Here is a 26192-nt window from a genome sequence, read left to right on the forward strand (position 1 = left end):
GGTTTGTTTGCGGCGCGTAGACAGGATGTAGTCGGTTTGTAGTCTGCCGGCCAAAACAAAAAAGGGTTAGCTTTCGCTAACCCTTTGTTTTGTATGGTGGCTACACCGGGACTTGAACCTGGGACATCAGCATTATGAATGCTGCGCTCTAACCGACTGAGCTATGTAGCCGAGTGGCGCGCATTTTCCGCAGATCGAAGGGGGGTGTCAACCCCTTTTCTTGAATATTGTTCTGATCTATCAATCGTTTAGCCGGTCGCAAGGTATTTGCACGATGAGCGGCGGGGCAGGGCGCCCAAATGAAAAAGCCCCGGCAGGTGGCCGGGGCTTTTTCAGGTCTGGGGCGGGCTTAGACGTTGATCACACGTTTAAACATTGATCGGTCGGCAAAGGTCCATGAGCACTGAGTTTCGCGGGGAAAGCGCGCCATGGCCCTCGCGGGAATCGTTGGAAGTACCCCCAGTTGTACCCTAAGGGGCCATCGGGATCATATATCAGCCCGGATGACGATGCCAGCATAGCGCGCGCTCTTCGCGGCCTGCGGCCTTGACCAAGAGGCGCTGCCTCTTGGAACTCCGTTCTCGCCGAAGGGCAAGGGTACAGGGGAAGAGCATCCCTGCACCCAGCCGAAAGTCTGCTGCGCTGCATGGGCGTCAATGGTGCGCTGCGCCGGGTGCTCACCCGTTCGGTGCTCGCCTGCGGCTGCGCTCCGCTGCGGCTTGCGCGCCCGCCATTGACCCCCACTACGCGCGAAATCGGCCCCAATGCCGAGCCGCTTTTCCAGATGCCGCCGGATCAGCTTTGCACGCAAGCTGCCTGTGCAGGAGTGGCATGGCTACCATGCCGCCTCTGCACAGGCAGCCGACAAGGCCGAAGGCCGCGTCAGTGCCGTAGGCAGGGGATATGTACGCGTCTGCCGCAGCGCCCTTACCCATTGCACGGCTCGGATGCCATGAGATGGGCCGTCACTGCACGCCGCAGTGACGGCCCCACCGACGCCACCAACAATAAGGGCGAAAGCCAGATCCTATTGCGTGCGGCATACATGATGATGCCCGCCCTACACTGACCGGGAAGTTGCCAAGACCGATGGTCCTCGTACATCGGCACCCCCAACAGCGCAGGTTCCTGCAAGCGCTGGCTCGTCAGGGCGGAACCTACCCAGGTATGCCCAGGCTCCTGATGCATACCGGCCCTACCCATGGGCGGAGCCATCTTCATCTGCTTGTACTTATTCCCACCTGCGCTCTCGGCGCACTGTCCCTCGCAGCTATGGCCCGTGCGCAACGCACAGGACTCCCGCTGCTTTTCTCATCCCATTCACTTAGTAGGAGGACTCATCGACGCTTACAGCCTGTTCATCCCGCACGACCTCCGTCCGGCCTTCCAGCAGGAAGCAAGACGGACGCCTCATTCGAGACACTGGTGTCTCCTGAACACCATGCCCTTGCCCTCACGGGATCTCGCCTAGCGAGCTGGCACCAACACTAACCATTGAGTTTCGGGACAACGCAGCACCGACGACGCTTTCTGGGAGACTGGAAGATGGATGACTTGACCTATACCCTGCGACAGCTTTGCCACCGCAATCGCGACGGCAGCCACAATACACAGGCCGACCGCATGCGCTCACTTGCGCTGGCCGCGCGGCAATTACGCGAGGCCGGTTTTCGGCAGATGAAGGCATCGTCGCTCAAGGGTAAGCATGTCCAGACGCTGCTGGATCGCTGGCAAGGCGAAGGCCTGTCATCTGGCACCATCAAGAATCGGCTCTCTCATCTGTGCTGGTGGGCCGAGAAGATCGGCAAGTCTGGTATCCTGCCAGCGGACAACACGCAGTTTGGCGTGGCCGAGCGCCGCTATGTGACCAACGTCAGCAAGGCCCGGGAATTGGGCTGGGGGCTTGACCTAGTCACCGATGCCCACGTGCGCATGAGCCTTCAGCTACAGGCCGTCTTCGGGTTGCGTCGGTAATAGGCGATCAAGTTCCAGCCCGGCTATGCCGACCGTGGCGATCATCTCGCCCTGAAAGGCTCGTGAACGAAAGGAGGGCGAGAGCAAACCGTGCCGATCACGACGCCAGAACAACGCGAAGTGCTTCAGGCGGCGCACGATCTGGCGGGAGCCGGGATCATTGATCCCCGCCCACAAGACCTACATCCAGCAGCGCCATGTCTACGATGGCCAATGCAAGATGGCGGGGCATGAGTCACATGCACGGACTACGTCATCAGTACGCCCAGAGCCGCTATGAGACTCTGACGGGGTAGCCGGCGCCAGCGGCAGGTGGACAGTCAGTCAAGGGGCTGAATTCAGTGCAGCGCATAGAAGATAGCCGTGCTCGCCAGAACATCAGCCATGAATTGGGACACGAGCGGGTTCAAATCACTGCCATCTATCTCGACAGTTAGTCCAGGTAGTCCAGGGAGTACCTAGCCTACAAACGGAGCCAGCCCACGGGGTTAGTCTGTTGGACCAACAAACGTATTCAATTCCGGCAAGCGCAGCTCGCCGCGTTCAATCATGGATATCAGCTCATCAACATTTGCTTTGGCCCTGGCCATCTTTGTTCCTTCAATCAGGCACTGAGCAGGAAGCGCTCGCGGTGCCACTGCAAATAATGCCGATGTTCGCTGGCCAGCCAGCGCAGCGTCATGTCCGGGTGAATTCCAAGCCCGCGCAGATCGCCCTGGGATAGGCGAGCGCTGGTCAGCAGATGCCCGGCATCGTCGAAGCTGATCAGAAAACGATCGAACAGCGCATCGAGGTTGGCCACCAGCAGAAAGCCATTGAAGGCATCCAGCCGTTCGGCATCGTCGGTGCATTCCGCCCAGGGTTTGGCATGACTGGCGCGAAGCGTCTCAGTCACGGTGACGCCGGTCACCGCACAGGCTCCGCCCCAGTAGACCAGCAAGGCATCGCGATAGCGATCCTGTCCCACGCGCTGGCGCACCAGACGCTCGACCTGCGTACCTCGGCTTTCGGCCGGCAAGTCCGCCAGTGCCTGCGCGACGGCCGTGTGGTAATCCCGCACCGTCTGATTTGGCAGCGCCTGTGACAGGCTGGCCGCACGGCGGAGCAATGTCGCCAGATCGGCAAGGGTGGGCACGCGGAACACGCCATCGGCCCCCGCCCAGAGCTTGAAGCTGCGCAACAACTCCGGCACCAGCGCAGGCGAGGCGGGCTGGAAGCGCACCTCAAAGCCGCCGGCCATCGGCACCACTGCCGCACTGCTTCGGTGGCGCGCCGAAGCCAGTGTCACGACATTGCCATCCGCCGGCAGCACATGCTCGAAACCGTTGTCGTGGCCTGTTTTCTCAATCAACGCACGCAGTAGTGGATTCACCGAGGCGACAGATTGGCTAGCGCTGACATCATCGGATTTCATTTCTTGCCCACCATCATCCAATCCACCCGGTTCCACTCGATGGTGCGCTTGCGCCAGTGGGTGTCGATGGCCTGGGTGAAGTCGGGGCGTACCAGCTTGGCACGAGCTTCACACCAGTCAGTCGATTCACGCCGCACCACCACGCCTTCCAATGGCAATCCGGCGCGATAGCTGCTCGGCACATCCAGCACCAGTTGTTTCAGCGATTTCAGGGTCGCATGGCCTGTCAGCACACGCGGCACGGTGGCCAGCCCTGCTTCTGCTGCCAATGCGTCGCGTCGGGCGGTACTCCAGAATCGTCCGGTGCTGCGGTCGTAAACGTCGAATAGCAGAAACCAGTCCGGTAGCGTACCGTAGTCCAGGGAATGGCGTGCGGCGCACCATTCGCCGAACAGTATCAGCTCCGCTCGAAGCACGGTGCGCAAGCCGATTTCGTGCTGGGTCAGCCAGGCGGGTAAACGAGCGAACTGCCCAGCATGGGGTTCGTCCAGATACTGGCCACGGTTCTGGCCGCGCAGCGTGCCATCGGGTGCCAGCGACAGGCCCAGGTTGGCGCCGTCGAGTTTTTCCTCCGCCACCACTTCGCCTGAAAGCAGAGCTTGCACCTCGGTAGGCGAGAGCACTTTGTCGTCTCGCGGCATGCCGTCTTCAGCTAGCCAGGCCAGGTGAGGGGTGGAGGGAAAACGGAAGAAATCGGCAGTCATCCAGCAGCAACCCTTGATGTGTACCAATCGTCGGGCAACAGTCGTTGAAAACACAGGCCTATTGCCATCAGCTGTGCTTCGGCAATAAACCAGTCTGTCTCTGCACCGTAAACAATGGGGGGCACTTGATCGAAAAGAATCTGCGCCGCCAGTGCGCACGCAACCCATTTGCGATCCTCCCGGTCTGGCACGATGAGTTCATGGGCAGGATCAAGAACAGCAATGTGTTCGCCATTGGCCTCAAGTGAGTCTATAGGAACATATTCCACGAGCATTCGATCAAGCTTGCTTTGCAGGACACGCATACCGTACTCCTGCTCGTGCATATTGAATGGCATGTTTCGCTCGTACTCAGCACGCACCAGGCCCTCTTCATCCAGAACAATGCGATGATCAGACTGATCAAATTCCGCAAGCCATTCATAAATCGTCTCGCGCAGCTCGATTTCCTGCGGCATCGCTCGGGTTGCAACGTTGGATAGCTCCAGTATCGCGCTCGCGGCCAGCATCACGTTGGTGTCAACCAGATACATTGCCATCCCTCGCTCTCAGCTCCTTTGCGCGTTTAATGGCCAAGGCTGTTTGCTCTCGCGTCTCGCCCAGGGCGTCCCCAAAGAAACCTTCGGGCCAGTTCTTCACTCGGCCCAAGTCATCCAGTTCCAGTGGCCGCATGCGCGCGGCTTTGTCTTCTCGCTCGACGAAATACATGGCCGCATCATCGGGTGTGATCTGCTGCTTAGCGATCAGGGTTTGCATACGGCGGAACAAATGTTCGGAGTGTGTTTCGATGATGAACTGAACCCCTCGCTTACGACTGACTTGCGAAAACAGCTCAGCCAATATGCTTTGCGCCAGTGGATGTAGATGGCTTTCGGGTTCTTCGATGATGACGATATGCCCTCGCTTAGCAAAAAGCGCTGCCACCACCACGGGAATAACCTGTGAAACACCAACACCAACATCCCTGATGTTGACGGCTTGGCCGCCCTGTCCGATCAGCAGCTGATGGCGGGCTGAGCCGCCCAGGGCGCGAACGGAAAGCCCATCCGCCAGCTTCATCTCTTTTAGCCAATAAATGGTTTGCTCGAACAGCTGAGCCTCTTCGGGGGCGGCTTGCTTGCGCTTCTGTGCTGACTGGTACGCCACGCCACTGGCGATTAGTGCGTCAATGGCCTTGGCGCCATCGTCGCCGATGTGTTGCGGCATCCGGCCCGCCCACACGTAATCACGCTGCGCCAAGCGGCGTACTGGCCCCAGATAAATGATGCGCCCCAGTTCTTGCAGCAGGGCCGGGCCAATGGGGCGGATGGCTTCTGCCTGCTCGGCCAGCCTATTCAAGGTGGCCGCCGAGAAGGCAAAAGAGCGTTCTGGCCGGAAATCCGGACTTTGTCCCAAAGGCTTGGCCTGGTTGCCCAGCGTAAGACGATAAATGCCAGGCTTGCGGCGCTGCACGCTGAAGCCTTGGCCGTCTTTTCCCAGCCGCAAGAACTCCAGTTCGGCGCTACCTGATTGGCCTTTGCGATAGCGTGCGGAGAACAGCGCCGATTCAGGGGAGTTTCCCGTTTCGCGCCAGCGAAACTCGATACCCACCTGATGGGATGCCGTGCTTTCGGTCGCTGCACCATGGCGACACAGCACATCCTTGAACTGACCGAGCGTGACGGAATCGCCGGCATCAGGATTACCCAGATTGAGATCCAGGCCGGGATCGTCGCTTTTTACGGTCTGACGGATGAGCAGCAGGCTTTGAATCAGACTGGACTTGCCTGATGAATTGGTACCCAATAGCAGTGTGATCGGGGCGAGTCGCACAGGCCCCGTGGTGCGCCAGATCTTGAAATTCTCTAGTTTGAGGTGGGTCAGCATATTTTGTTCCGCGGATTACATGTAGTAGCCATAGCGAATTTGTGGCCGATCATGTTCTTCCAAATACTTCATGATCTCACCCACTTTTCTGGCACAACTCAGTGTGATCGGGTACTTGCCATCCAGTTGAGTGTTGTTCCAGTTCATCTTTGTCAAGCCTAAAATTTCTCTCGCCAGAAAAGCAGGGCTTTGCTCTGACCTCACGACCCGAAGCTCAAGTGGCTGGGGAATATACATTCCGGGATAGGTCTTGTAGTACCAGATGGAGCCGCGGGTGTAGAGCAGTTGACGTTGCTCATCAAGTACAAGGGATGTGCCTCGGTAGGGTGGATATCCGCCGCTTCGGAAAAGTCGAAGGCGTGAGTCCATGACCGTCACGAAGTCAACGGTGTCGATACGTAGATCAGAAGCTGCGGCCATGAATCCGGACATTTCAGGGTCAGAGAAATTGGACGTTTTATGTACTACCACTCGCCCCGGATATGTCCTCATTGCGTTTCGGTACTCCTCCAGAGCTGCTTTGAATAAGGTGTAAGCCTGCTCCTCAGATAACCGTGGCACTCTATCTCCCTTTTCCAAGTGAACAGGTGTGCCGCGTAAGATCAAGCCGTTACCCAGTTCGTCGAAGACCTGAGCCAAACTGGTGTTGAGGGTTTTCTTGTCCCTGCTGCGATAGAAGGCAATGCCCAGTGCGCATGAGAGTGAACTGCCTTCAACTTTCTCCAAGCGCCAAGGGTTGGTTGCGCCAGCTTTGTAATATAGGGCCGTCGCCAGGTTCCAGGCTTTGGTTGCATCATCCTGCTGGCCTTTGCTGCCAGAAATTAGCGAGTCTGCCCGCAATAGCTGTAGTGGCTTGCCCAAGTGCATGGCTTTTGCTTTCAATGCCCGTCGGAAATTCAGTTCCGACTGAACTTCGACACTCTCTTCCAGCATTTCCTCACCTTCAACCGGGGATTCCTTGCTGACGGCATCGAATATGGATTTCGATAGCACGCAAACAATCACGTCAACAGGTCGGTTCTGCGCGAGAAATTTTATTTCCTCATAGTAGAGATTGATGGCCTCTTCTATGCGCTGTGAGCGGTTTTTTATGTTGGCGATTTTCTCAATATCCAACTGTCTGAGCGGTCGTCCCAAGTCCTGGTTGAATGCCAGATCAGCATGAAAGCCAGTTTCTTCATTAAATCCGCAGAAGTCCGGGAAAAGATTGCCTTTGTGATCTTTGCCAGCCCCTTGGATGGGTGACTTCATCCTTTCAAGCAGGCTTGAAAGGTCTTCAAGGTCTTTGCTTGTTCCGATGGCACCGAGCAGGATGCGAGTGCGCCGGGTTAGCGAACTTCTGTCATATACCCCGTAAGCCGCGATTCCTCGCCTTGGGCAGATGTGCGTGCCATTGAAAAACTCGAGCCTTGGCTCATTAACGTGTACCAGTTTCATTAGCCAAAAAGCCTCTGTCGTTGCTCAGGCTCATCCTCAGATGGCGAAGGCAAAGCTGCCCACTTGGATTCATCCAGCGAAGGAGCTCCGCCTAAGTTGAGAATCTGGCCAAAGGAAATAAATGAATCCCTAGGGTTTCTATCCGAGAAAAGATCAACCTCATCAATAGAGGACAGCCATGAAGCGATGAAGCGGAAGTGATTCATGACCTGCTGATTATTTTCCTGCCGCTTTATCCAGCTCAAGTTTTCGTGGCTATACCCAGACTTTCTGAAGGTGGTGCCATGGCTGAAAAACCAGCTTGGTGTAATGGATATGAACCAGTTGTCGTTAAAGATCAGGAAGTCCACGGAGAACGACAGGTGCTTCTGCATGTAGACCTTAGTTGGATCCTTTTTATTGAATTGCCTTGCGAAGACAGTACGCTTGGCTTTCTTTTCACCTTGCCATACCTCTTCTCGCTGATTCATGCCGTCCTCACGGGGAAAAAATACAAACTCCTTTTCATCGTTTTCCCACTGCACGCGCTCTTGGAACAGGCGGTGCTGCAAGGAAAAACGTAACAAAGACTTGAATACACGCTCGTGGCCTTCATCGACTCGCCAGAAATCCTGGCTTCGATACTCTTCCGCCGTTCCTGGCTCAATCAGGTGCTGATATGGGCTGTTTTGATTGGTCAAGTCAAAAAAGGTGATCAAGGTGTCGCTGTGAATGACATAAGTTGAAGGAATGCGTCGCTGCATGTCCTGATTGTATTCGCGAATCGTATCGCGCCAGCGGCCCGCCCTTCTTTTGCCATGATGTTCTACAAGGTCACGATTGAGCTGCGCAATGTACAGGTTCTCAGGGAAATCAATGGCCACTAGATTGGTCGTTATGATTTCTGGTGGGTTCTGGGGGGGATCAATATCTTCATCCGCCAAGCCAATCGGAACACCACGTAAATAAGCCTTCAGATGATTGAGCGCGGCTTGCAGACTCTGTGGTGAAGCATCAGCTGCCTTGGAGCAAAGTTCCTGATAACCCCAGACATCATGGTTGGAAGAAAACTGGAATTTTCCTTCGCAGGCTGTGTCAATGGTTGCTTGCGAGTAGCTCCCCTGTTTGGTGGAGAGTACATAGACAATCAGACGGTCATAGCGCAGGTGCAGGTTGTGGTTTACGAATTTCTCGATGGTGTGCTTGATCTTGGCAATGTCTGCAGTTGCCGTTACTTGAATGGCAATACGAGCGCTGTCATCAGCCAGATCAATACCAGGGAAGTTTGCCTGTTCGGTATTTAGATTGTGAAGGTCGGGCCAGTCGCACAATTCACGCAAAAGACCGCAGATGACGTTCTCTGCCACTTTGTGCGTATCAAAATGACCCATGGCGCTGGCTGCTTCAACTTCATTGCGAAATTGAGCGACCAGTTCGCGAAACTCATTTTGCAAATCAAGAATTTTCATGTGAGCGATCCTCGCTCCAATTTATCCCACGCTTCCAGCACCAGCCTTTGGGTGCGGTATTCGCCAAGTTCCTTCTGTTCCTTATTTTTGAGTACTCGGAAGGTTTCGCTGGGGTAGTCTTCGCCTATGACGTCGGCGGGGTCGAGGATGTAGCGCAGCTCGTCACGGGTGAGGCCGTAGAGCTTGGCGTAGTAGGCGTCGAGTTCGGCGCGCAGGATGGCGCGGCGGTCGGGGTCGAAGGCGAAGGGTGAACCGTCGTGCCCCAAGTCTTGCGCCCAGACCGTGAGGTCGTGGGCGGTGTAGGTGAGCTCCAGCACGCGAGGGATGATAAAGGCGAGGTCGGTTTCAGTGTAGTGATCTGGCGGAAGATTCACGATCTGCTTTTTGACGTGATACTTCAGATGCGTACCGCCTATTTTTTGTCGGGCAACAAAGTCATGCACCAACGAGCATTGATCCGCCAGTAGACATGCCCTGCGAGCACCATGCTTAGAGTCTGGGAACATCAGGAGCAACGTATCCCCTGTTCCCACCAACGGCACCACCGACGCAATCACCGTACGTTCATCGGTAGCGCGACAGATGTCCCGCCACCCCATCAACCAACCGTGTTGCCAGCTTTTGTCGTTCAGGCGGTCTTCCACTTCGCTGCGGCTGACCCAGTAGCGTGGGGTGACAGTGAAGTCAGGCGAAGCCTTTTCGGTGGCAGTGACGTCACGGCTATTTCCTTCTTCCGTGTAGGTGGCCCAGCGGTGGTCAAACTGGTGTATGAGCTTGGCTTCGTACAGCGGCACGCGGTCGGGGGCTGGCTCGTATTTGAACAAGTGGCTGTCGTTCGACATGTGCAACATGGCCATGAACGAAATGCCCCAAGGGTTTTGCGCTGGTTCCACCACCTTGGCCTGCTTGCCCTCTCCGGCGGTAACAGCATCGCGCATCAGCACCGGCGCGGCGCGATAGAGCTTCTTGGTCAGTTCCGCATCGCGTTCGCTGCGGAACACAGGGCAGGTGAGCGTGTTGGGGTTGATGAGGCGGAATTCGTCGGGCGTGAGGGTGAAGCGGCGGCGCGGATCGGCCAGTTGGTTGACTTGCGCGGCAAAGCAAACAAATTCGGCTTGTTCTGCAGCGCCCAGAGTCAGCAGGCAGAACTTGTAGCTGCGATGTACCGAAGGAAATATTGCCTCGCGGTTCTCGATGTCGTATAGGCTGACCAGCCGCCGATTCTGGGTGATATGGCCGAAATAAGCCTTGGTGCTGTCGTCTGTGGCGATGCCGGTGGGCACGATAAAGCCAGCGCGGCCGCTGTCGGCATGAATTTGCAGGATGGTTTCGGCAAACAGCGCGTAGGTGTTCACATCGCCCACGCCTGTAAGCGGATAGCGGCCGCCGTCGTCGCCTTTGACGTGGGCGAACAGGCTGGCGGCTTCCGCCGTGCGGCGGGCGCTGATGAACTCCCGATACAGGCGTTGTTCGGCGGTGTCCTCGTGCGTTTCATGGGCCAGTTCGGGATAGAGGTGACGCGCCAGCATGCCTTCGCTGAGCCACTGGATGCGCTGGGCGCGTTCGGCCTTGTTGCGGGCTTCCGCCACATCACGGTGACGGGTGGCGAAGAATTCTTCCTCTTGCAGCTTGATGCGTTCCCACGGCGGGTTGCCCAGCACGCAATCGAAACCGCCTTGTGCGAACACCTGCGGAAAAGTCAGTGGCCAGTGGAGCACGCGGGCTTCTTCGCAGGCTTTCTGGGCAGCCGCCAGTGCGGGCTGCTGGTCGGCAGGCAGGGCACTGCCCAGCAGTGTGAGGTAGAGGGTGGCCGTGGTGGGGATGGCCTGGATGTCGCCTTCGGTTTTGGGCAGCAGGTAGGCACCCAGCAGCAGATCGGCGGCCTGCGCCAGCCGACCGGTGCGGGCGCTGTGCAGGTAGTGCTCGTAGGCTTGCGCCTTGGCGGCGATCTGTTCGGTGCTGTCTTCGGGCAGGGCTTCCAGCGCGCGCAATGCGGCGAGGCCATTGTCGTGGTGCTGCACCAGTTCGGTCTGGCCAAAAGCGTGCGCGGTGCGCTTTTTCTCCAGGTTTTTGAGCGCTGCGGTATTGGTTTTGGCCAGTGCCTTGCACACATCCTTGTCGTCGCCGCTGAGGGGCTTGAAGGCATCTTTGGCGATGCCTTGTTCCAGCACGTGCAGATCGGTCAGGCCGAGTAGGGCGTCGCCGACTTGCAGGTGGTGGTCGAGAAAACCCAGCGGTCGGCCTTCCTCGTAGCCTTCCAGCCACAGGGCCATGCGCGCCAGTTCGATGGCCATGGGGTTGCGGTCCACGCCGTAGATGCAGTGGGCCACGACTTCGCGCAGGGCATGGCGATAGTCCTGGGGCTGGATGGCGCCTTCCTGCCCGCCTTCGAGGCTGCGCAACTGGGCCAGCTTTTCCGCCAGACGGCGGGCGGCGGCGAGCAGGAAGTGGCCGCTACCGCAGGCGGGGTCGATGACGCGGATGGCTAGCAGCGCTGCGGTGGGGTTTCCCGGGTTGGCGGCCAGGCGCTGTTCGATGACTGGCTCCAGCGCACTTTTGATCAGCTCCTGTACCAGGCTGTCGGGGGTGTAGTAGCTGCCGGTGAGCTTGCGATCGTTTCCTGTAGTACTGACGATTTCGAATGTCCGACTATGAACATCCGGGCGAGGGTCATACTCCAGCAGGCTTTCATAGACGCTGCCGAGTTCCTCCGGCCCCATATTGCGGTAGTCCACCGGGGTCAGGCTGCTGCCTTTGCCTTGGGCCACCACCGCCCAGCGCAGGTGTTGCAGGGCTGCGAGCAGGTGAGCGTTATCCAGGCTGGCGATATCCAGATCGGGGCATTGCTCGGGGGCGAACAGGCCGCCCAGCGCGGGTAGCGCCAGGCGTGGCTCGCCCTGGGCGAGGCCGCGAAAGACGATGCGGATGGCCTGCCATTGGTCGTCGTGCCGGGTGCGAGCGCGACGCTTGAGGCAGAACTCGCGAAGGCGAGCCAGGGCGTAGCCTTCGGCATAGGCGCGGCGGGCGGCCAGGGCATCCGGGCTATCGTCCTGCGGGTGCAGCACGCCGCGCTCTTCGACGGTGAAGACGAAGATAAGGCGGTAGATCAGGCGCAGCAATTGCTGGAAGTACGCATCCTTGCTGAGCGTGCCATTGTCCAGTGCGGTGCGCAGGGACTGGTTGGCGGGGTGTTGCAGGAAGCCCGTGCCGAAGGTCAGCAGGGCTTGTTCGACGCCATTGCGCAGGCCATCGCGCACGCGGGTACCTTCTTGCTGGCCTTCGTTACGCCATTGTTCCCAGATGCAGGTGCCCTCACCCCCGCCCCCTCTCCCGGTGGGTGGGGGGAGTAACTGCGGCGCGCGGCTGGCGTGCAGCAGGCGCCAAACGTTGGCGAATTCGGCATAGCGCTGGCCGCCGAGCAGATCGGCGAGATCGACCTCTAGAAAGCTGGGGCGAGTGAGCGAGGCGGCGTCGCGCAGCAGGCGCAGTTGTTTGCCGTTGCTGACGATGCCCCATTGCAATAGTTCGCTGGCGTTGAGCAATTCCTGCATGGCCTGGAACGGCGCTTTCTTGCGGCTGCCGCTGCCCTGCACGGCAAACTGCGCGTCGGCATCGTCCAGCCCCAGGGTGTGCGGGGCGACCAGCACGGGGAAGTGGTCCGCCATAAGGCTGACCGGGTAGCACAGTTCGCCTACCTGCTGCGCTTGCGCGGGTTGCAGGGCGGTGTAGCCGAAGGCGTGACGCAGCAGTTCGTCAATGAAAGCGGTGGTGAGTTGCGTGGCATCGAGGTCGGCGCGTTCCATTTGCGCGGCAAAGTGCTGCCACTGGGCGCAGGCGATCTGGAAGGCGCGGCTGTATTCGTCCTTGAGCTTGACGCCCTTGGGGGTGCGGTAGTCGGCCTCAAGCTGTGCGCTGGCGCGGCCATGGGCGGCCTTTTCCAGTTGGTCGGGCAGGAACAGCCCGCCTTCGAGCTTGAGGGTAGGCAGGTTCAGCGTGGCCTGGGTTTTGCGGATGCGTTTCATGGTTGTTCTTCTCTAGGCCCAGGCTTATAGCGAGTCAGGCAGCAGTACGTACACACCCATCACATCGACGGGCAGGCAGGGGCTGACGCTGTATTGGCCTACGTCGCGGGTGGCCTCGCGCACACGTTGGTGGTCGGCCAGCAGGGCATCGGCCCGCTGCTGGGCCAGCGCTTGCAGTTGCTGTGGGTGCGCGGCGAGGAAGTCGAGCGCGATGCGTACTTCGCGTTGCACGGCTTCCGTAGGCAAGTTGCCGCTGGGCGTGCATTCGAGCAGGCGGTTCACGCTGTCGTCGGCCAGCCACTGCGGAGCGTTGCGGCCCTGCACGGCCAGGGCCACGGTTTCCTCGGCCATCATCTGGAAGGGTTCGCGGCGGCGCACGTAGCTGAGCTGGTGGCGCAGGCGCAGCAGATAGAGGGTGGTGACGACTTCGACGTCTTCGGTCAGGGTGGCGGCGCAGCGGGCGGCCAGTGGATTTTCGCCCCCGAGCGCACCTTCTAGCAGGTGCTGGGCCAGCAGGCCCACCAGTGGGTGGCTACGGTGCAGTTCACTGAAGTCGATGGGCTGGGGTGCGGTGATACCTTCATCGGCCAGGCGTTGGCGCAGGGCTTCGGGCAGGTGCTGCGGCAGGAAGCGTGCGATCTGCTTGCGGCCCGCTTCCAGCGGTGCGCCCAGGCGCACGCAGGCGCTTTGCAGGAAGCGCTGCACGTCGGCCTGGGTGCCCAGGGCTTGTTGCTGTTTGTGCCACTCGGGCAACACTTCGTCGGGTTTGATGCGGCGCTGGGCGAACACGGTGCGGTTGGCCTTGGCTTTTTCCAGGGCGTCTTGCCATTGCGCTTGCAGTGGCTGTAGCTCGACGTTGGCTTCGGCAAATAGATCAGGCGTGTAGGGTGCTGCCATTCGCTCACGGCCCATCAGGGCGGCCTTGACTAGCGCCTGGTTGATGCGGGCCTCGTCTTCGGGTAGCGGAACCAGCACGCCCAGCTCCTTCTGGATGGCTTCGCCCTTCTTGAGGATGACGTTGAGCACGAAGCCATCCACCGGGTTGTCCTGGCCGTAGAGCATGGTGCAGCGCACTTCTTCGGCCTGTTGACCGAAGCGGTCGACACGGCCTTCGCGCTGTTCGTGGCGGGTGGGGTTCCAGGCCAGGTCGTAGTGGACGACGGCGGTGAACAGGTGCTGCAGGTTGATGCCTTCGGAGAGGCAGTCGGTGGCGACCAGGATGCGCTGCTCGGCATCTTCCATATCATCCACACGCTCGCGGCGTTCTTCGGGCGTGAGCTCACCGGTCACGGCCTCGATGGAGGCCTTGGGAAAGGCGGCCTTGAGATGCTCGGCTACGTAATGGGCGGTGGCGACGTAGCGACAGAACACCACGGGGTGGTAACCGTCTTTTACCAGCGGGCCGATATGCTGAATGAGCGCGGCCAGCTTGGGATCGCCGGCCTTGCCGGACAGGCGTTGCGCTTCAGCGATCAGGGTTTGCAGGCGCGGCGCGGCGTCCTGCACTTGGGCGGGCGGCTCCAGATCGTTGCTGGAGAGGTCGTCAGCCTCGCCGTCGTGCAGGCGTTCGTCGCCAAGGAGGTTGTCGTCGGGCTGCGTGCCTTCCAGCCGCGTGGTCAGGGCTTTGACCGCGGCGGCGGGAGACGAGGCCACGCAGCGCAGCAAGGCGAGGGTGGCGTACCAGATGAGGCGGGCGCCGCCCTGCTGTTGCTGCTGTTCGATGGTTTCGGCCAGTTCGCGGCAGTAATCCTGTACCGCGTCGAAGAACGCGCCCCATTCGCCGCTGAGCTGGTAGGTAAGCTCGGTTTTCATGCGGCGGGGAAAACCGCGTCCGTCGTTGGTTTCGGCCTGCCATTCAGCGATGTCCTTGCGGCGGCGCTGGACGAAGTGGCGGGCCAGTTCCTGGCGCAACGGGTCGGCTGTGGTCATGCGGCCTTGCAAGGCGGCAAAGCGCGGGTCGAGCAGCGACAGCAGGTTGTAGAAGGCGGCTTCGTCGCCAGAGTGTGGTGTGGCGGTGAGCAGTATCAGGTGGCGTTGCTCATCTTTCGCCAAGCGTTGCAGCAGTTCGAAGCGCAGTTGCTTGCCCGCACCGCTACTGGTGCAGGTGTGGGCCTCGTCGACGATGATGCACTCAGGAGCGGCAGCCAGGAATTGTTCGCGGTGGCTCTCGCTCTTGATGTAATCCAGGCTGACGACGACTACGGGGTGGTAGTCGAACAGGCGCATACCATGCGGCAGCTCGCGCTCGATGCGGGGGGCGGAAGCCGAAGTCAACGCCACAGCCTGAAGGTTGAAGCGGGTTTCCAGTTCGCTTTGCCATTGTTCGACCAGGTGCGGCGGACAGAGGATGGCCAGGCGGGCGACTTCACCGCGATCCATCAGTTCGCGGGCGATCAGGCCGGCCTCGATGGTCTTGCCGATACCCACGTCGTCGGCGATCAGCAGGCGCACGGTGGACAGGCGCAGCGCCATCAGCAGCGGCACGAGCTGGTAGCCGCGCGGCTCCACGGCAATGTTGCCGAAGGAGCGGAACGGGCCGGCTCCGGCGCGCAGGGTCAGACGCAGGGCGTCGCGCAACAACAGCGCGGCGGCGTGGTTGCCTGCACGCACGGGGTCGGGCCAGACGAAGGTGGCAGGCTCGACCGGGTGCAGTTCCAGCTCGGGAACCAGGGAAATGCTTTCGTCATCAGCGCCACTCAATGGACGCAGGCGCAGCCAGTCGCGGCGAGAATCGCTTTGCACCACCCATTCGCGGCCACGGGCGCGCACCAGGTTGCCGGGCAGGAAGTCGTGTTTGAGGGTTGTCATGCGCCTTTATTCCTTGGAACCGAACACATCGGCGTGCGCGGCGAATTGTTGTGACCAGCGCGAAGCGTCCGAAAAATCGAGCACCTGCCAGCCTTTATCCCGCAATACGCTGGTGGTCTGCTCATCCACCGTGGACAGGAATACCAGGGCACGAGATGCCTTGTATTGGGCGGCGGCGATGGCTGCGCCGTTGTTGACGGGCACGCTGAGTGCATCGGGTTGTATTGCGCCTGTCTGCCGGAGCGCGGTCAGCCAGGCATCGAGCGGGTCGTCGGCTGACGCACCGGAGGCAGCAGCGGTCGGGCCGTCCATTGGCGGCTGCACCTGGGCGTTGGCCAGTGCCACCAGCAACTTGAGCACATCGGCGTTGCGGCGGTTGATGTGTTCGTGGTCGGGCTGGTTGAAGTAGGACAGCAGGCACTGGTAGCAGCCGGCTTCGCACTGATGGTTGCCAAGCTCATTGCTGGGTTCCAGCGACGGCAGGTCGTCCAGAGCCCAGACGCCGTTTTGCGGGGCACGATAGTGGATCAGTTGCAGAGCCTTGTCTGCTACGAGGGCCAGATCGGCGGGGTTGTTGGCCAGGCGGGTGAGGACGCCGGCACCGCCTTCGGCGGCTTCATAGAACAGCAGGGCGCGACGCTCGTCGGATTTCGGTAGAGGTTCGGCCACCAGTTCGGATTCCTCGATCTGGAAGGTCATTTCGATGCCGCGCTTGAGCGCTGCCTGCAGCGTAGCCATGGCCTCCAGCGATAGCGCTTGCAGAGGCGCGAGGATCAACAAATTACGGTGGTCCTCGACGAAGGGAACAATGCGCTGATTGGGCACTTTCTCCATCAAGGCATCGTCGCTGCTCTTGTCGTCTTCCGCATCCGGTGCATCCTGCTTGCTCCAGGTACCGGTGATGGGGTTGATGTAGAAGCCCAGTTGCTCCTTGTCCTTGCGCCTGCGCCAGCCACGGTTGATACGCCAGATTTGTGCGGCGGGGGCATAGGTGAGTTCACCCAGCAGCTCGTCGCTCTGCCGGATCACGGCTTTCTGCTGCTGAATCCGGCCATCGGGGCCGGGCAGGAAACGGTAGGTGGTTTGCAGCTCGAAGCCCTGACGCTGGCGTTCCTCGTCGTTAATGGAGATGCGCTCGGTGGCCACGGTCTCCACGGTTTCGATGCGATAGAGTTCGCGCACCCAATCGTGCTCGGTGAGCAAGGCGTCGCAGTTTTCGCAACGGTTGACCAATGGCTGTTCGCCGCCAGGTTCACCGAGATGACCGTAGCCACACTGGCTGCATACCAGCGAGGCGATAGTGGCCAGTTGGCTGTTACCGGAAATGTGGTCGGTATTGCCGACGTTGAGCTTGGCGCGCACCACGCGGTACATGCGGCCCTGGTGGTAGATGAGGCTGCGTGGGCCAAACTCGGACAGGGCCAGAAAGCGCGGCCGGCTGACCATGCTGCCTTCGTCGTCTTTGCCATTGGCAGTTTGACCGCCACGGGCGGGAATCCAGGCCATCAGCGGCAGGCGCGGGAAGTTGTAGCCGGGTAGGAAGCCCTGGCTGGCCAGGTAGCGATAGGTGTAGAAGTCGTTGTTCTGGCCGTTGCCGGACTTGAGCAACACGGCGTACTGGCGCGCGGCATCGCCATAGCGGCGCTGGGCATTCTGACGCTCCGTGTGCGAGGCGGTGTGGCTCTTGACGATACGGTCGGCCATGTCCATCTGCTGGCGGGTGGCATCGAACAGCACGCGCCAGCGCTCCAGTGCCCCGGAGAACGCCTGCGCCGCGTTGTCGATGACCTGGCGCACATAGTCTTGGGTGAACCAGGAGCTGCCTTCGAGCTCGCCCGCGAGTTGGTCTATGACCCGCCCCGCACTGGCCAATGCCCGCTGCTGGACGGCAGGTGAGCGCAGCGCTTCGTGCAAGGGCTGTTTCAGTGGCTTGCCGGGCTGATCGAGATCCAGCATGGGCGCGATGCTGTCATCCAGCGGCACCTGGGTACTGGCGAGCCAGACTGCTTGCAGATGGCTGTCGATCAAATCGCGATTAGTCAGGTCGAGGGTCGGCGCGCGCACCACGCCGTGCACCATCTGCTCGGCATTGTGGAAGAACCACTGGTCATGCGGACTGAGCGCCGCGCAATAGGTGATGACCAGCGCTTGCTGGCCAGAGCGACCGGCTCGGCCGCTACGCTGGGCGTAGTTGGCGGGAGTCGGCGGCACGTTGCGCAGGTACACAGTGTTGAGCGCGGAGATGTCAACGCCCAGCTCCATGGTGGGCGAACAGAACATCACCGGCAGACGCTCCAGAGGCGCTTCGTGAGCCGGGTTCTGCGCCCAGTCCTGCCTATCCTTTTCGGTGTAGCGGAAGCGCTGTTCCAGCAGTTGCCGGCGTGGCGCATCCACCTGGGCCGTGTGTTCCTGGGCCTCGAAGTCGAACAGCGGATGCGAGGGCTGTTGCAGCAGGTCGGCAATGTCGAGGTACAGGGCGCGGAAATACTGATTGATGCGGCTGCTGTCAGTTTGCGGCTGATCGGCAATCAGGCACCAGTCCAGGGCTGCTGCGTTCAAGCGCCAACCGGCGAGTTGGGCATCGATGGGGTGGCGCTGCACGTAGCCGTAGTGCTTGGCGGACTCCAGCAGTGCTTCGATCAACTCGGCCCATTCGGCATCCTTCCAGTGCGCGACTTCTCTGGCGCAGGTGCTGTCGCGCCAGAAGGCGGCGGTCTTGATTTGCCGCAGCAGACGGGAGCGTGGGCCGCCCGTCACCAGATCGGTACGCGGCTTGCCCCGGTATTCCGGACGCTTACCTAGGATGAGGTAGCGGCCGGTATCGAGCTTTTCGTCGGGGGCGAAGGCCCAGCGTTCATTCAGGTAGGTGTGGGCGCTGGTGCGTGCCTTGTCCTGCTCGACTGGATCGAGGTAACGACTTTCCAGGCACAGGTGGCGGCGCAGAGTGTCGAACAGCAATTCGTACAGACCTATCCGTTGCGCGGCCGTCAATCCGGCCAGGATACCGTTGGCAGCAAAGATGCTGGCGTCAGCGCAGAAGGTATCCAGGTCACGATAACGAATCTGCAACAGGCCGAGCTGATCCAAATTTGGATTGTTGTAGCGCCAGCCGCGGCGCAAATCACGCAATAGACGGTAGGCGATGATGAAGCGCAAAGTACGTTGCGCTTCCTGCCGGGCTAGTCCCATGAGCTTGGGTGTGCGCAGATACTCCACCAGGGTCGCTTCATCGACCCCTTGAAAGCCGAGAGCTTTAAATACGCTTTCGGCCAGGTGTTCTTCATCGAGCTGACCGCCGCTGCCCTGCAGGGCACCGACCAAGCCGGCGCGCAGCGTCAGCAGGAAAATGAAATCGTTGAAATGTCCCGCCTGCAGGGCGGCATCCTGGCGGTTGTCGGTGAAACCGAGCAGCTTGCGCGGGTCAGGCTGGCCTGGCGTCAGTTCGGGAAGCATGAATAATTGCTGCAAGGCCGCCAGGGCAATCATGGTGGTGGCCGAGGAGCGGCCTTCGCCGGACAGGCTGGAGAGGCGGTTGGCATCCTTGCCGTGGGCTTCGTGTGTCGTGCCGCAGTTCAGGCAGAAGCGGAACTTGCCGGGGATGAACCAGAACTCCGTCCCCGAGCCTGTTTGCCCTTTGGCATCGACAGTGACCATATAGGGAATTGCATTCTCATAGTCGCGTTTAACCTTGGGTACGCTGCGGTTGAGGTCGATCCAGGTTTCCGGCAGATCGTCCTGCATACCACCGTATCGCTGGCCGGGTACCAGAGGGCACAAAAAGCCATAGCTGGCGTCGTCCTCTGCGGCGATGTCGTCGATCTCGCGCGAGCTGAAGCTGACAGGTTGCTGTGAGTGCCAGACTGGCAGGTATTCCTGGCCGCAATCGCGGCAGAAGTGCGTGGGGTAAAGCAGCACATTTTCTTGCTGGCGACCCGGCGCGAAACGCTGAGCATCGAGCGTGACATGGCGCTTGCCGCGCGCTTCCAGGGTGGTGAGCACCTTGCCGGGGCCGCTGATGAACTGGTGCAGCTTGAACGCGAAAGGCGGCTTGCCCTGGGGCGTGCGCACGTCATGGGCAGCCACGAGAAAGCGCTGTAGAGCGGCTCGGGCAGCTTCAGGTCGGCAACCTGAGTCTTCGGCAAGGTGGCGGCTGGCTTCTTCCAACATCATGGGCCGCGCGCGACGAGGGGGCTCGTCAGCGGGTAGTTCGATACCCAGGTTCAATTCCACCCAGATGGATAGTGGATCGTTGCGGAAGGCGTCGAAGTTGGCCCAGATATCCTGCCCGCGTGTAATGGCAGCCGGTAGTTCAGGGCGGATGGCGCTGACGTCCTTGAGCGGGTTGGTGACCCGCTCAAGGGTTTCGCCGATGACATCGTGCTCGCTGATAGTAGTGCCAAAGAGCTTGCTGGCTACCTCGGCCACCACGCGATTGCGGTCGGCCTGACTACCTGAACTGGACATGGTGGCCGAAGTGCCGATGCAGACCAGTTGCGCGGCCTTCAGACGTTCGCGCAGGCGGCGCACCAGCAAGGCAACGTCTGCACCCTGACGGCCACGATAGGTGTGGAGTTCGTCCAGCACCAGGAACTCAAGTCCCTCGCAGTGCTCCACCACGCGCCGGTCCACTTCGTCGAAGCGCGTGAGGATGTACTCCAGCATCATGAAGTTGGTCAGCAGGATATCGGGCGGGTCATCCGCGATGGCACTGCGTTCCGCCTTGCTTTCCTGGCCGGTGTAGCGCTTCGCAGTGAAGGGGCGAAGCTCTGGCGCATAACCATGTAGAAACTTGTCGAGCTCTTCCAGTTGGCTGTTGGCCAGGGCGTTCATCGGATAGATGACGATCGCCCTGGTTCGTGCTTTGCCGTCGGATTTCCTGGCCTTGAGAATGCGGTCAATGATCGGGATGAAGAAGGACAGGGACTTCCCCGACCCCGTACCGGTCGTGACGACATAGCTTTGACGTCCCTGGCCTTTGGCCAAGGCTTCCATCTGGTGTTTGTAAAGATGCAGAGGTTGTGGCGAACCTTCGGTTTTCCCGACCTGGAAAATGTCTGCGCAGGCAGAATCCAGGAGGCCCTGCTCCACCAGTTGCTGCACTGTGCCCTGACGTTGGTAGTTCGGGTTGATCTGCACCAGCGGCTCAGGCCAGTAGCGGCCCTGCGCGTACTGATGTTCTACCTCGGCCTGGATATCGGGTGCGGCGATACGAACGAAACTGCGGGAAAAGCTGCCATAGCGTTCGATGAGCTGGTCGCGGAATTGGAAAACGTTATCCATAAAGACTCCTCACTGATCCATCTTGCGGCTAGTCGCCAGAACCGCCGTACTACCGGAGGTGCCTGCCGTGATGCGCTTCCATTTCGCCCCACGCCCTTTGCCGGTCGATTCGATCAAACCCTCTGATTTCATCGCCCGCAGTACCAGTCGCACCATGTCCCGACTCACGCCCGGGCAAGCTTCTTCAATCTCGGAGATGGAAAACGGCAGGGCGCGCGCCAGGACTTCCGCGCGCACCCGGTCGCCTTTGCTGCCTCGGCCACGCTCGATGGTGCCGACACGCTCCTCGAACTCGCGGTAGGCCCGCAGCAAGGCCCCCCAGAAGTAGTCAAGCCAGGGTTTGACGTCGTGCTGCCCTTGATGCCAGCCCTGCGAACTGGCTTCCAGCGTCTCGTAATAGCCTTCCTTGGTTTCCTCGAAGATGCGTTCCAGGCTGATATAGCGGCCCACGGCATAGTCGAAGTGGTAGAGCAGCAATAGGGTCAGCAAACGCGACATGCGACCGTTGCCGTCGGGGAAGGGGTGGATGCATAGGAAGTCGAGCATCGCCAGGGGTACCAGCACCAGCGGATCGGCCAGATGTTGGTCCAGTGCGGTGGCGTAGTGCCGGGTCATATCGGCCATGGCCATCGGCGTTAGATGCGCAGCGACCGGTTGGAAGCGCAGCCGTGACGTGCCGTCCGGATGGCGTTCGATGATGTCGTTGTTGGTGGCTTTCCAGCGTCCGCCGGCCTGCGGCATGTAGCGATACAGCATGGTGTGCAATTGCAGCACCACGCCTTCGTTGAAGGTCATGTGCGCGGCCGATTCGTGGATCAACGCCAGGGCATCGCGGTAGCCGGCGATCTCCTGTTCGGAGCGACTCTTCGGTGCTGCATTGCGGATGACCAGGGACTTCAGCCGCGAGGGCGCGACGACGACACCTTCCAATCGGTTGGATGATTCGGTGGATTCGACCACTGCGATCTGGCGCAGGCCCTTGAGGGCTTCCGGAGACTGGGCGGCGTAGAGCTGTTGCTTGCCCTGATACTCGCCCAATGCGCGCAGTGTGGCGGCCTGGGTACCATCGAAGCGAAGCGCGGTGAGGTACTCGGGGGTAAGCGAGTGCATGGAAATGTAAGCTCAGGCTGTCTAAATGGGGCAATCATAGTCGTTAAATGGGGTATTGTCTTTTGTAATGCCTCATTAAAGTCGTTTGGTTACCCTGTTTCACTGCCATGGGCCTTGCGGAGAGGGAGGTCGCCCTGCCTGGCAGGGTGCGACCACGTGAATCACGGTCTATAAAGGGGCATTAGCGGCCTAAATTACCCTTTTTAATCATTGGATTGCCCCGTTTATAGGCTCCAGTCCTCTGCAAAGGCGAACAGCATTATTCGGTGCCGCTGTGCTCTGTCGCACTCAGGTAGCCCGCCCAAGCCTGTAGTAGCGACCTTCTCTGATCCAGCAGCAGCGCCTTGTTGTAGGTCGCCCGAACCTTGTTGCTTTCCACATGAGCAAGCTGCCGCTCGATGGCGTCGGGTCGGAACCCGTTTTCATTCGCCCAGGTCGAAAAGGTGGTGCGCCAGCAATGGGGCGTCGTTCCTCGGCCCAGGTTCATATCACGCATGGCGTAGGTAAGCCGGTTGGGCGTGCTGAAGCCTTTGCCGCTCCGATGAGGGAACAAGTAGCGTCCGCCACCCGTGATGCGCTGCAAGTCCTTCAGCACTGCAATGGCCTGCGTGGACAGCGGGCTGATGTGGTCACGGCGTGCCTTCATCTTGGCCGCAGGTCGACGCCACACGGCACCCTCAAAATCGAACTCTTCCCATTCGGCATCGGCAGCCTCCCCGGGACGGCAAGCGGTCAGCGCAATCAACCGCAGGCACAGGGCAGTTTCCGGATAGCCCCTGTAGCCGCGCAATGCCTGATAAAACCTCTGGATCTGATCGCGCGTCATCGCCGCCTTGCTTTCGCTGGCAGGCACGCGTAGCAGCCCGCGCAGGCTCGGGATCGGGTTGGCCTCAACCAGGCCACGCACGACCGCGAATTCGAAGATGGCCGAAAGATCGCCTTTGACATGGATCGCAGCCCACGCGCCATGAGTCTTACACTCTTCCAGCAGTGGGCGGATCTGCTTGACGCCAATGTCGCTCATCGGCATTCCGTCGAACTTGGGAGACAGGTACTTCCTGATGCGGGACTCTTTCGTGCGATAGGAGCTGTGCGCGAAGACAGGCTTGATCTCGGCCAGGTAGGCTTGCGCCACCTTGGCAAACGAGCTTTCACGGGCGCGCTTGCGTTCCTCCAGTGCTTCCAGGTTGCGTTGCTTGACCTGCTGCCGCTCATGGGCAGGGTGGATACCCTGCTTTACCAGAGAGCGTGCCCTTTCCCGGGCTGCGCGCGCCTCTGCAAGGCTTACCTGGGGAAAGCTGCCGATGGCAAAGAGGTTTTCCTTGCCTTGCAGGCGATACTTCCACCGCCAGAGCTTGCCGCCGGTAGGCTTGACCAGCAGGAACAAGCCACCGCCGTCTGAAAGTTTCCAGTCTCGATCAGCAGGTTTGACCGACTTGACCTTGGCATCGGTGAGTAGATTCTCGGGCATCGTTGGACTCCACTGCGGGGAAAGTACCCCCACGGTTGAACACGAGTACCCCCAACGCTACCCCCGATTTTTTCAGAACTCGATGAACAATAGGAACGCTCAGCAGACCGTATTGTTAGGCAAGCCATTGATTTAAAAAGGCCTTCCCATTCCATTGAGCGCTATTGAGCGCTCCTGAGTTCAGAAAAAATCGTCAGACGTTGAAGCGGAAGTGCATCACGTCGCCGTCCTTGACGATGTATTCCTTGCCTTCCAGGCGCCATTTGCCGGCTTCTTTCGCGCCCTGTTCGCCCTTGAACTGGATGAAGTCGTCGTAGGCGACGACTTCAGCGCGGATGAAACCCTTTTCGAAGTCGGTGTGGATCACGGCGGCGGCCTGAGGGGCGGTGGCGCCGACGCGGACGGTCCAGGCGCGGACTTCCTTCACCCCGGCGGTGAAGTAGGTCTGCAGGTGCAGCAGTTCGTAGCCGGCGCGAATCACGCGGTTCAGGCCGGGTTCTTCGAGGCCGAGGGCTTCGAGGAACATGTCCTTCTCTTCGCCGTCGTCCAGTTCGGCGATCTCGGCTTCGATCTTGTTGCAGACCGGTACGACCATGGCGCCTTCTTCTTCGGCGATGGCGCGCACGACGTCCAGGTGCGGGTTGTTTTCGAAGCCGTCTTCGGCGACGTTGGCGATGTACATGACCGGCTTGCTGGTCAGCAGGTGGAAGCCACGCACGGCGCGCTTCTCGTCATCGCTCATGTGCTTCATCAGCGAGCGGGCGGGCTTGCCTTCGCTGAAGTGGGGGATGAGCTTTTCCAGCAGGGTTTTCTGTGCGAGAGCGTCCTTGTCGCCGCCTTTGGCGTTGCGCGCGACTTTCTGCAGTTGCTTCTCGCAGCTGTCGAGGTCGGCGAAGATCAGTTCGAGGTCGATGATCTCGATATCGCGCTTGGGGTCGACGCTGTTGGAAACGTGGATGACGTTCTCGTCTTCGAAGCAGCGCACGACGTGGGCAATAGCGTCGGTTTCGCGGATGTTGGCGAGGAACTTGTTGCCCAGGCCTTCACCCTTGGAGGCGCCCGCTACCAGGCCGGCGATATCGACGAATTCCATCGTGGTCGGCAGCACGCGCTCGGGCTTGACGATCTCGGCCAGCGCATCGAGGCGGGCGTCGGGCATCGGCACGATGCCGCTGTTCGGCTCGATGGTGCAGAAAGGGAAGTTTTCCGCCGCGATGCCGGATTTGGTCAGGGCGTTGAACAGGGTGGACTTGCCGACGTTGGGCAGGCCGACGATGCCGCAGTTGAATCCCATGCTAGGTCCCTCGCGCCAGGTGGCGGAAAAGAGGTGTGATCAGGCCTTCTGGCTGTGCAGCTTCTGCATCGCGCGGGTCCAGTCCCCGTCGAGCATTTCCGGCAGCACGCCGAGGGCGGAGTCGATGCTGGTGTCGAGCAATTCCTGCTCGGAGCGCGGGGCGCGGCCGAGGACGAAGCCGGAGACCAGGCTGCTGTGCCCCGGATGGCCGATGCCAAGCCGCAGGCGATGGAAACCGTTCTGGTTGCCGAGTTGGGCGATGATGTCGCGCAGCCCGTTGTGCCCGCCGTGTCCGCCGCCCTTCTTGAGCTTGGCGACGCCGGGAGGCATGTCGAGTTCGTCGTGGGCCACCAGGATGGCTTCGACCGGAATGCGGAAGAATCCGGCGAGCGCCGCCACGGCCTGGCCGCTGCGGTTCATGTAGGTGGTGGGGATGAGCAGACGAACGTCGCGGCCCTTGTGGCTGAATTTAGCGACCAGGCCGAAGTACTTCTTGTCGAGAGACAGGTTCGCGCGTTGCGCGTCCGCCAGTCGCTCAACGAAAAGGGCCCCTGCGTTATGCCGGGTCTGGTCGTATTCCGGGCCTGGATTTCCCAGGCCAACGATCAGTTGTACGGCAGTCACGACGGGGCCCCTTCCTTAAAGGCAATGGTGCGCGCGATTACTCGGCAGCAGCTTCGCCTTCACCTTCTTCTTTCACTACGCGGGAAGCGTGGATGTTGGCGACGGCCAGGTCGTTACCGTGGGCCAGTTGCACCAGCTCTACGCCTTTCGGCAGTTTCAGGTCGGACAGGTGAACGATCTGGCCCAGTTCTACCTTGGCCAGGTCGACTTCGATGAATTCCGGCAGGTCTTTCGGCAGGCAGGAAACTTCGACTTCGGCGATCACGTGGGAGATCTCGCCGCCACCGGTCTTGACGCCAACAGCGGTCGCTTCGTTCAGGAAGTGCAGCGGAACGTGAGCGGTCAGCTTGTGGTCGGCAACGACGCGCTGGAAGTCAGCGTGCATGACGAAGCCTTTGGACGGGTGACGCTGCAGGGCCTTGATCAGTACGGTTTCCTTGGCGGAACCGACGTTCAGGGTGATCACGTGGCTGAAGGCAGCCTCGTTTTCCAGCAGCTTGGACACTTCGCGCAGTTCCAGGGTCAGGGATTGCGGGGCTTTCTCGCCACCGTAAACCACAGCCGGGATCAGGCCTTCGTTACGACGCAGGCGGCGGCTCGCACCTTTCCCCAGGTCGGAACGCTCTTGTGCATTCAGTACAAAATCAACCATTTCACACTCTCCAAAATGACAAGATCGCCCGGACGCTTGCGACCAGCGTTCGGGCGATTTTGCTAATGCCCCATCGGCGTGACGGGGC

The 26192-nt window shown here is 60.2% G+C and carries 14 protein-coding genes, 1 tRNA gene and 1 pseudogene; 1 reads left to right on the forward strand and 15 read right to left on the reverse strand.

The features are described 5' to 3' along the window. Positions 1 to 94 precede the first annotated feature (94 nt). Positions 95 to 171, reverse strand: a tRNA-Met gene (locus tag ACYCAX_RS22010). Positions 172 to 1545: 1374 nt separating this feature from the next. On the opposite strand from ACYCAX_RS22010, the pseudogene ACYCAX_RS22015 reads away from it, so the two are divergent. Continuing rightward, positions 1546 to 2411: pseudogene (locus ACYCAX_RS22015) on the forward strand (phage integrase N-terminal domain-containing protein). A gap of 167 nt (positions 2412 to 2578) precedes the next feature. Here the strand turns inward: ACYCAX_RS22015 and ACYCAX_RS22020 are convergent. The 14 genes from ACYCAX_RS22020 to ACYCAX_RS22085 form a co-directional block, all read right to left on the reverse strand. Continuing rightward, on the reverse strand, positions 2579 to 3388 hold the full coding sequence (locus ACYCAX_RS22020) for an HNH endonuclease (RefSeq protein WP_460248825.1): 810 nt from the start codon (positions 3386 to 3388) through the stop codon (positions 2579 to 2581). After that, positions 3385 to 4092: an RNA ligase family protein gene (locus ACYCAX_RS22025; RefSeq protein ID WP_460248826.1), complete on the reverse strand. Its 708-nt coding sequence runs from the start codon at positions 4090 to 4092 to the stop codon at positions 3385 to 3387. Before ACYCAX_RS22025 ends, ACYCAX_RS22020 begins: the two co-directional genes overlap by 4 nt. Continuing rightward, positions 4089 to 4631 (reverse strand): hypothetical protein, encoded by a 543-nt coding sequence (locus ACYCAX_RS22030; RefSeq protein WP_460248827.1) that lies wholly within the window; start codon positions 4629 to 4631, stop codon positions 4089 to 4091. Before ACYCAX_RS22030 ends, ACYCAX_RS22025 begins: the two co-directional genes overlap by 4 nt. After that, positions 4612 to 5958, reverse strand: coding sequence for a DUF3696 domain-containing protein (locus tag ACYCAX_RS22035; protein ID WP_460248828.1), 1347 nt, complete (start codon positions 5956 to 5958; stop codon positions 4612 to 4614). The genes ACYCAX_RS22030 and ACYCAX_RS22035 overlap by 20 nt, the downstream gene beginning before the upstream one ends. A gap of 15 nt (positions 5959 to 5973) precedes the next feature. Further along, positions 5974 to 7395, reverse strand: a complete 1422-nt coding sequence (locus ACYCAX_RS22040) for an argonaute/piwi family protein (protein ID WP_460248829.1) — start codon at positions 7393 to 7395, stop codon at positions 5974 to 5976. Then, complete coding sequence (locus tag ACYCAX_RS22045; protein ID WP_460248830.1) at positions 7395 to 8843, reverse strand: SMEK domain-containing protein; 1449 nt, start codon at positions 8841 to 8843, stop codon at positions 7395 to 7397. Before ACYCAX_RS22045 ends, ACYCAX_RS22040 begins: the two co-directional genes overlap by 1 nt. Next, positions 8840 to 12865 (reverse strand): Eco57I restriction-modification methylase domain-containing protein, encoded by a 4026-nt coding sequence (locus ACYCAX_RS22050; RefSeq protein WP_460248831.1) that lies wholly within the window; start codon positions 12863 to 12865, stop codon positions 8840 to 8842. Before ACYCAX_RS22050 ends, ACYCAX_RS22045 begins: the two co-directional genes overlap by 4 nt. Positions 12866 to 12889: 24 nt before the next feature. After that, on the reverse strand, positions 12890 to 15673 hold the full coding sequence (locus tag ACYCAX_RS22055; protein WP_460248833.1) for a helicase-related protein: 2784 nt from the start codon (positions 15671 to 15673) through the stop codon (positions 12890 to 12892). A gap of 6 nt (positions 15674 to 15679) precedes the next feature. Then, on the reverse strand, positions 15680 to 20953 hold the full coding sequence (locus ACYCAX_RS22060; RefSeq protein ID WP_460248834.1) for a DEAD/DEAH box helicase: 5274 nt from the start codon (positions 20951 to 20953) through the stop codon (positions 15680 to 15682). Between the two features lie 9 nt (positions 20954 to 20962). After that, the gene (locus ACYCAX_RS22065) at positions 20963 to 22063 is read right to left on the reverse strand and encodes a Fic family protein (RefSeq protein ID WP_425202430.1); all 1101 of its coding nucleotides are present in this window, start codon (positions 22061 to 22063) and stop codon (positions 20963 to 20965) included. 259 nt (positions 22064 to 22322) lie between these two features. After that, positions 22323 to 23534, reverse strand: a complete 1212-nt coding sequence (locus tag ACYCAX_RS22070; protein ID WP_460248835.1) for a tyrosine-type recombinase/integrase — start codon at positions 23532 to 23534, stop codon at positions 22323 to 22325. A gap of 193 nt (positions 23535 to 23727) precedes the next feature. Further along, a complete protein-coding gene (gene ychF / locus ACYCAX_RS22075) occupies positions 23728 to 24828 on the reverse strand; it encodes a redox-regulated ATPase YchF (protein WP_460248836.1) in 1101 nt (366 codons plus the stop codon). A 39-nt stretch (positions 24829 to 24867) separates the two neighbouring features. Continuing rightward, the gene (pth, locus tag ACYCAX_RS22080; RefSeq protein WP_294981154.1) at positions 24868 to 25452 is read right to left on the reverse strand and encodes an aminoacyl-tRNA hydrolase; all 585 of its coding nucleotides are present in this window, start codon (positions 25450 to 25452) and stop codon (positions 24868 to 24870) included. Between the two features lie 37 nt (positions 25453 to 25489). Next, entirely contained in the window at positions 25490 to 26104 is a 615-nt protein-coding gene (locus ACYCAX_RS22085) for a 50S ribosomal protein L25/general stress protein Ctc (RefSeq protein WP_015478850.1), read from the reverse strand. Between the last annotated feature and the right edge of the window lie 88 nt (positions 26105 to 26192).

The sequence above is a fragment of the Pseudomonas sp. MT3 genome, from assembly GCF_054720805.1.

Bases quoted from the DNA above. Each gene is read 5' to 3' on its own strand.
- ACYCAX_RS22060 (WP_460248834.1), bottom strand. From the start codon at position 20,953: ATGGATAACGTTTTCCAATTCCGCGACCAGCTCATCGAACGCTATGGC.
- ACYCAX_RS22025 (WP_460248826.1), bottom strand. From the start codon at position 4,092: ATGACTGCCGATTTCTTCCGTTTTCCCTCCACCCCTCACCTGGCCTGG.
- ychF (WP_460248836.1), bottom strand. From the start codon at position 24,828: ATGGGATTCAACTGCGGCATCGTCGGCCTGCCCAACGTCGGCAAGTCC.
- ACYCAX_RS22055 (WP_460248833.1), bottom strand. From the start codon at position 15,673: ATGACAACCCTCAAACACGACTTCCTGCCCGGCAACCTGGTGCGCGCC.
- ACYCAX_RS22045 (WP_460248830.1), bottom strand. From the start codon at position 8,843: ATGAAAATTCTTGATTTGCAAAATGAGTTTCGCGAACTGGTCGCTCAA.
- ACYCAX_RS22085 (WP_015478850.1), bottom strand. From the start codon at position 26,104: ATGGTTGATTTTGTACTGAATGCACAAGAGCGTTCCGACCTGGGGAAA.
- ACYCAX_RS22030 (WP_460248827.1), bottom strand. From the start codon at position 4,631: ATGGCAATGTATCTGGTTGACACCAACGTGATGCTGGCCGCGAGCGCG.
- ACYCAX_RS22035 (WP_460248828.1), bottom strand. From the start codon at position 5,958: ATGCTGACCCACCTCAAACTAGAGAATTTCAAGATCTGGCGCACCACG.
- ACYCAX_RS22020 (WP_460248825.1), bottom strand. From the start codon at position 3,388: ATGAAATCCGATGATGTCAGCGCTAGCCAATCTGTCGCCTCGGTGAAT.
- ACYCAX_RS22070 (WP_460248835.1), bottom strand. From the start codon at position 23,534: ATGCCCGAGAATCTACTCACCGATGCCAAGGTCAAGTCGGTCAAACCT.
- ACYCAX_RS22065 (WP_425202430.1), bottom strand. From the start codon at position 22,063: ATGCACTCGCTTACCCCCGAGTACCTCACCGCGCTTCGCTTCGATGGT.
- ACYCAX_RS22040 (WP_460248829.1), bottom strand. From the start codon at position 7,395: ATGAAACTGGTACACGTTAATGAGCCAAGGCTCGAGTTTTTCAATGGC.
- ACYCAX_RS22050 (WP_460248831.1), bottom strand. From the start codon at position 12,865: ATGAAACGCATCCGCAAAACCCAGGCCACGCTGAACCTGCCTACCCTC.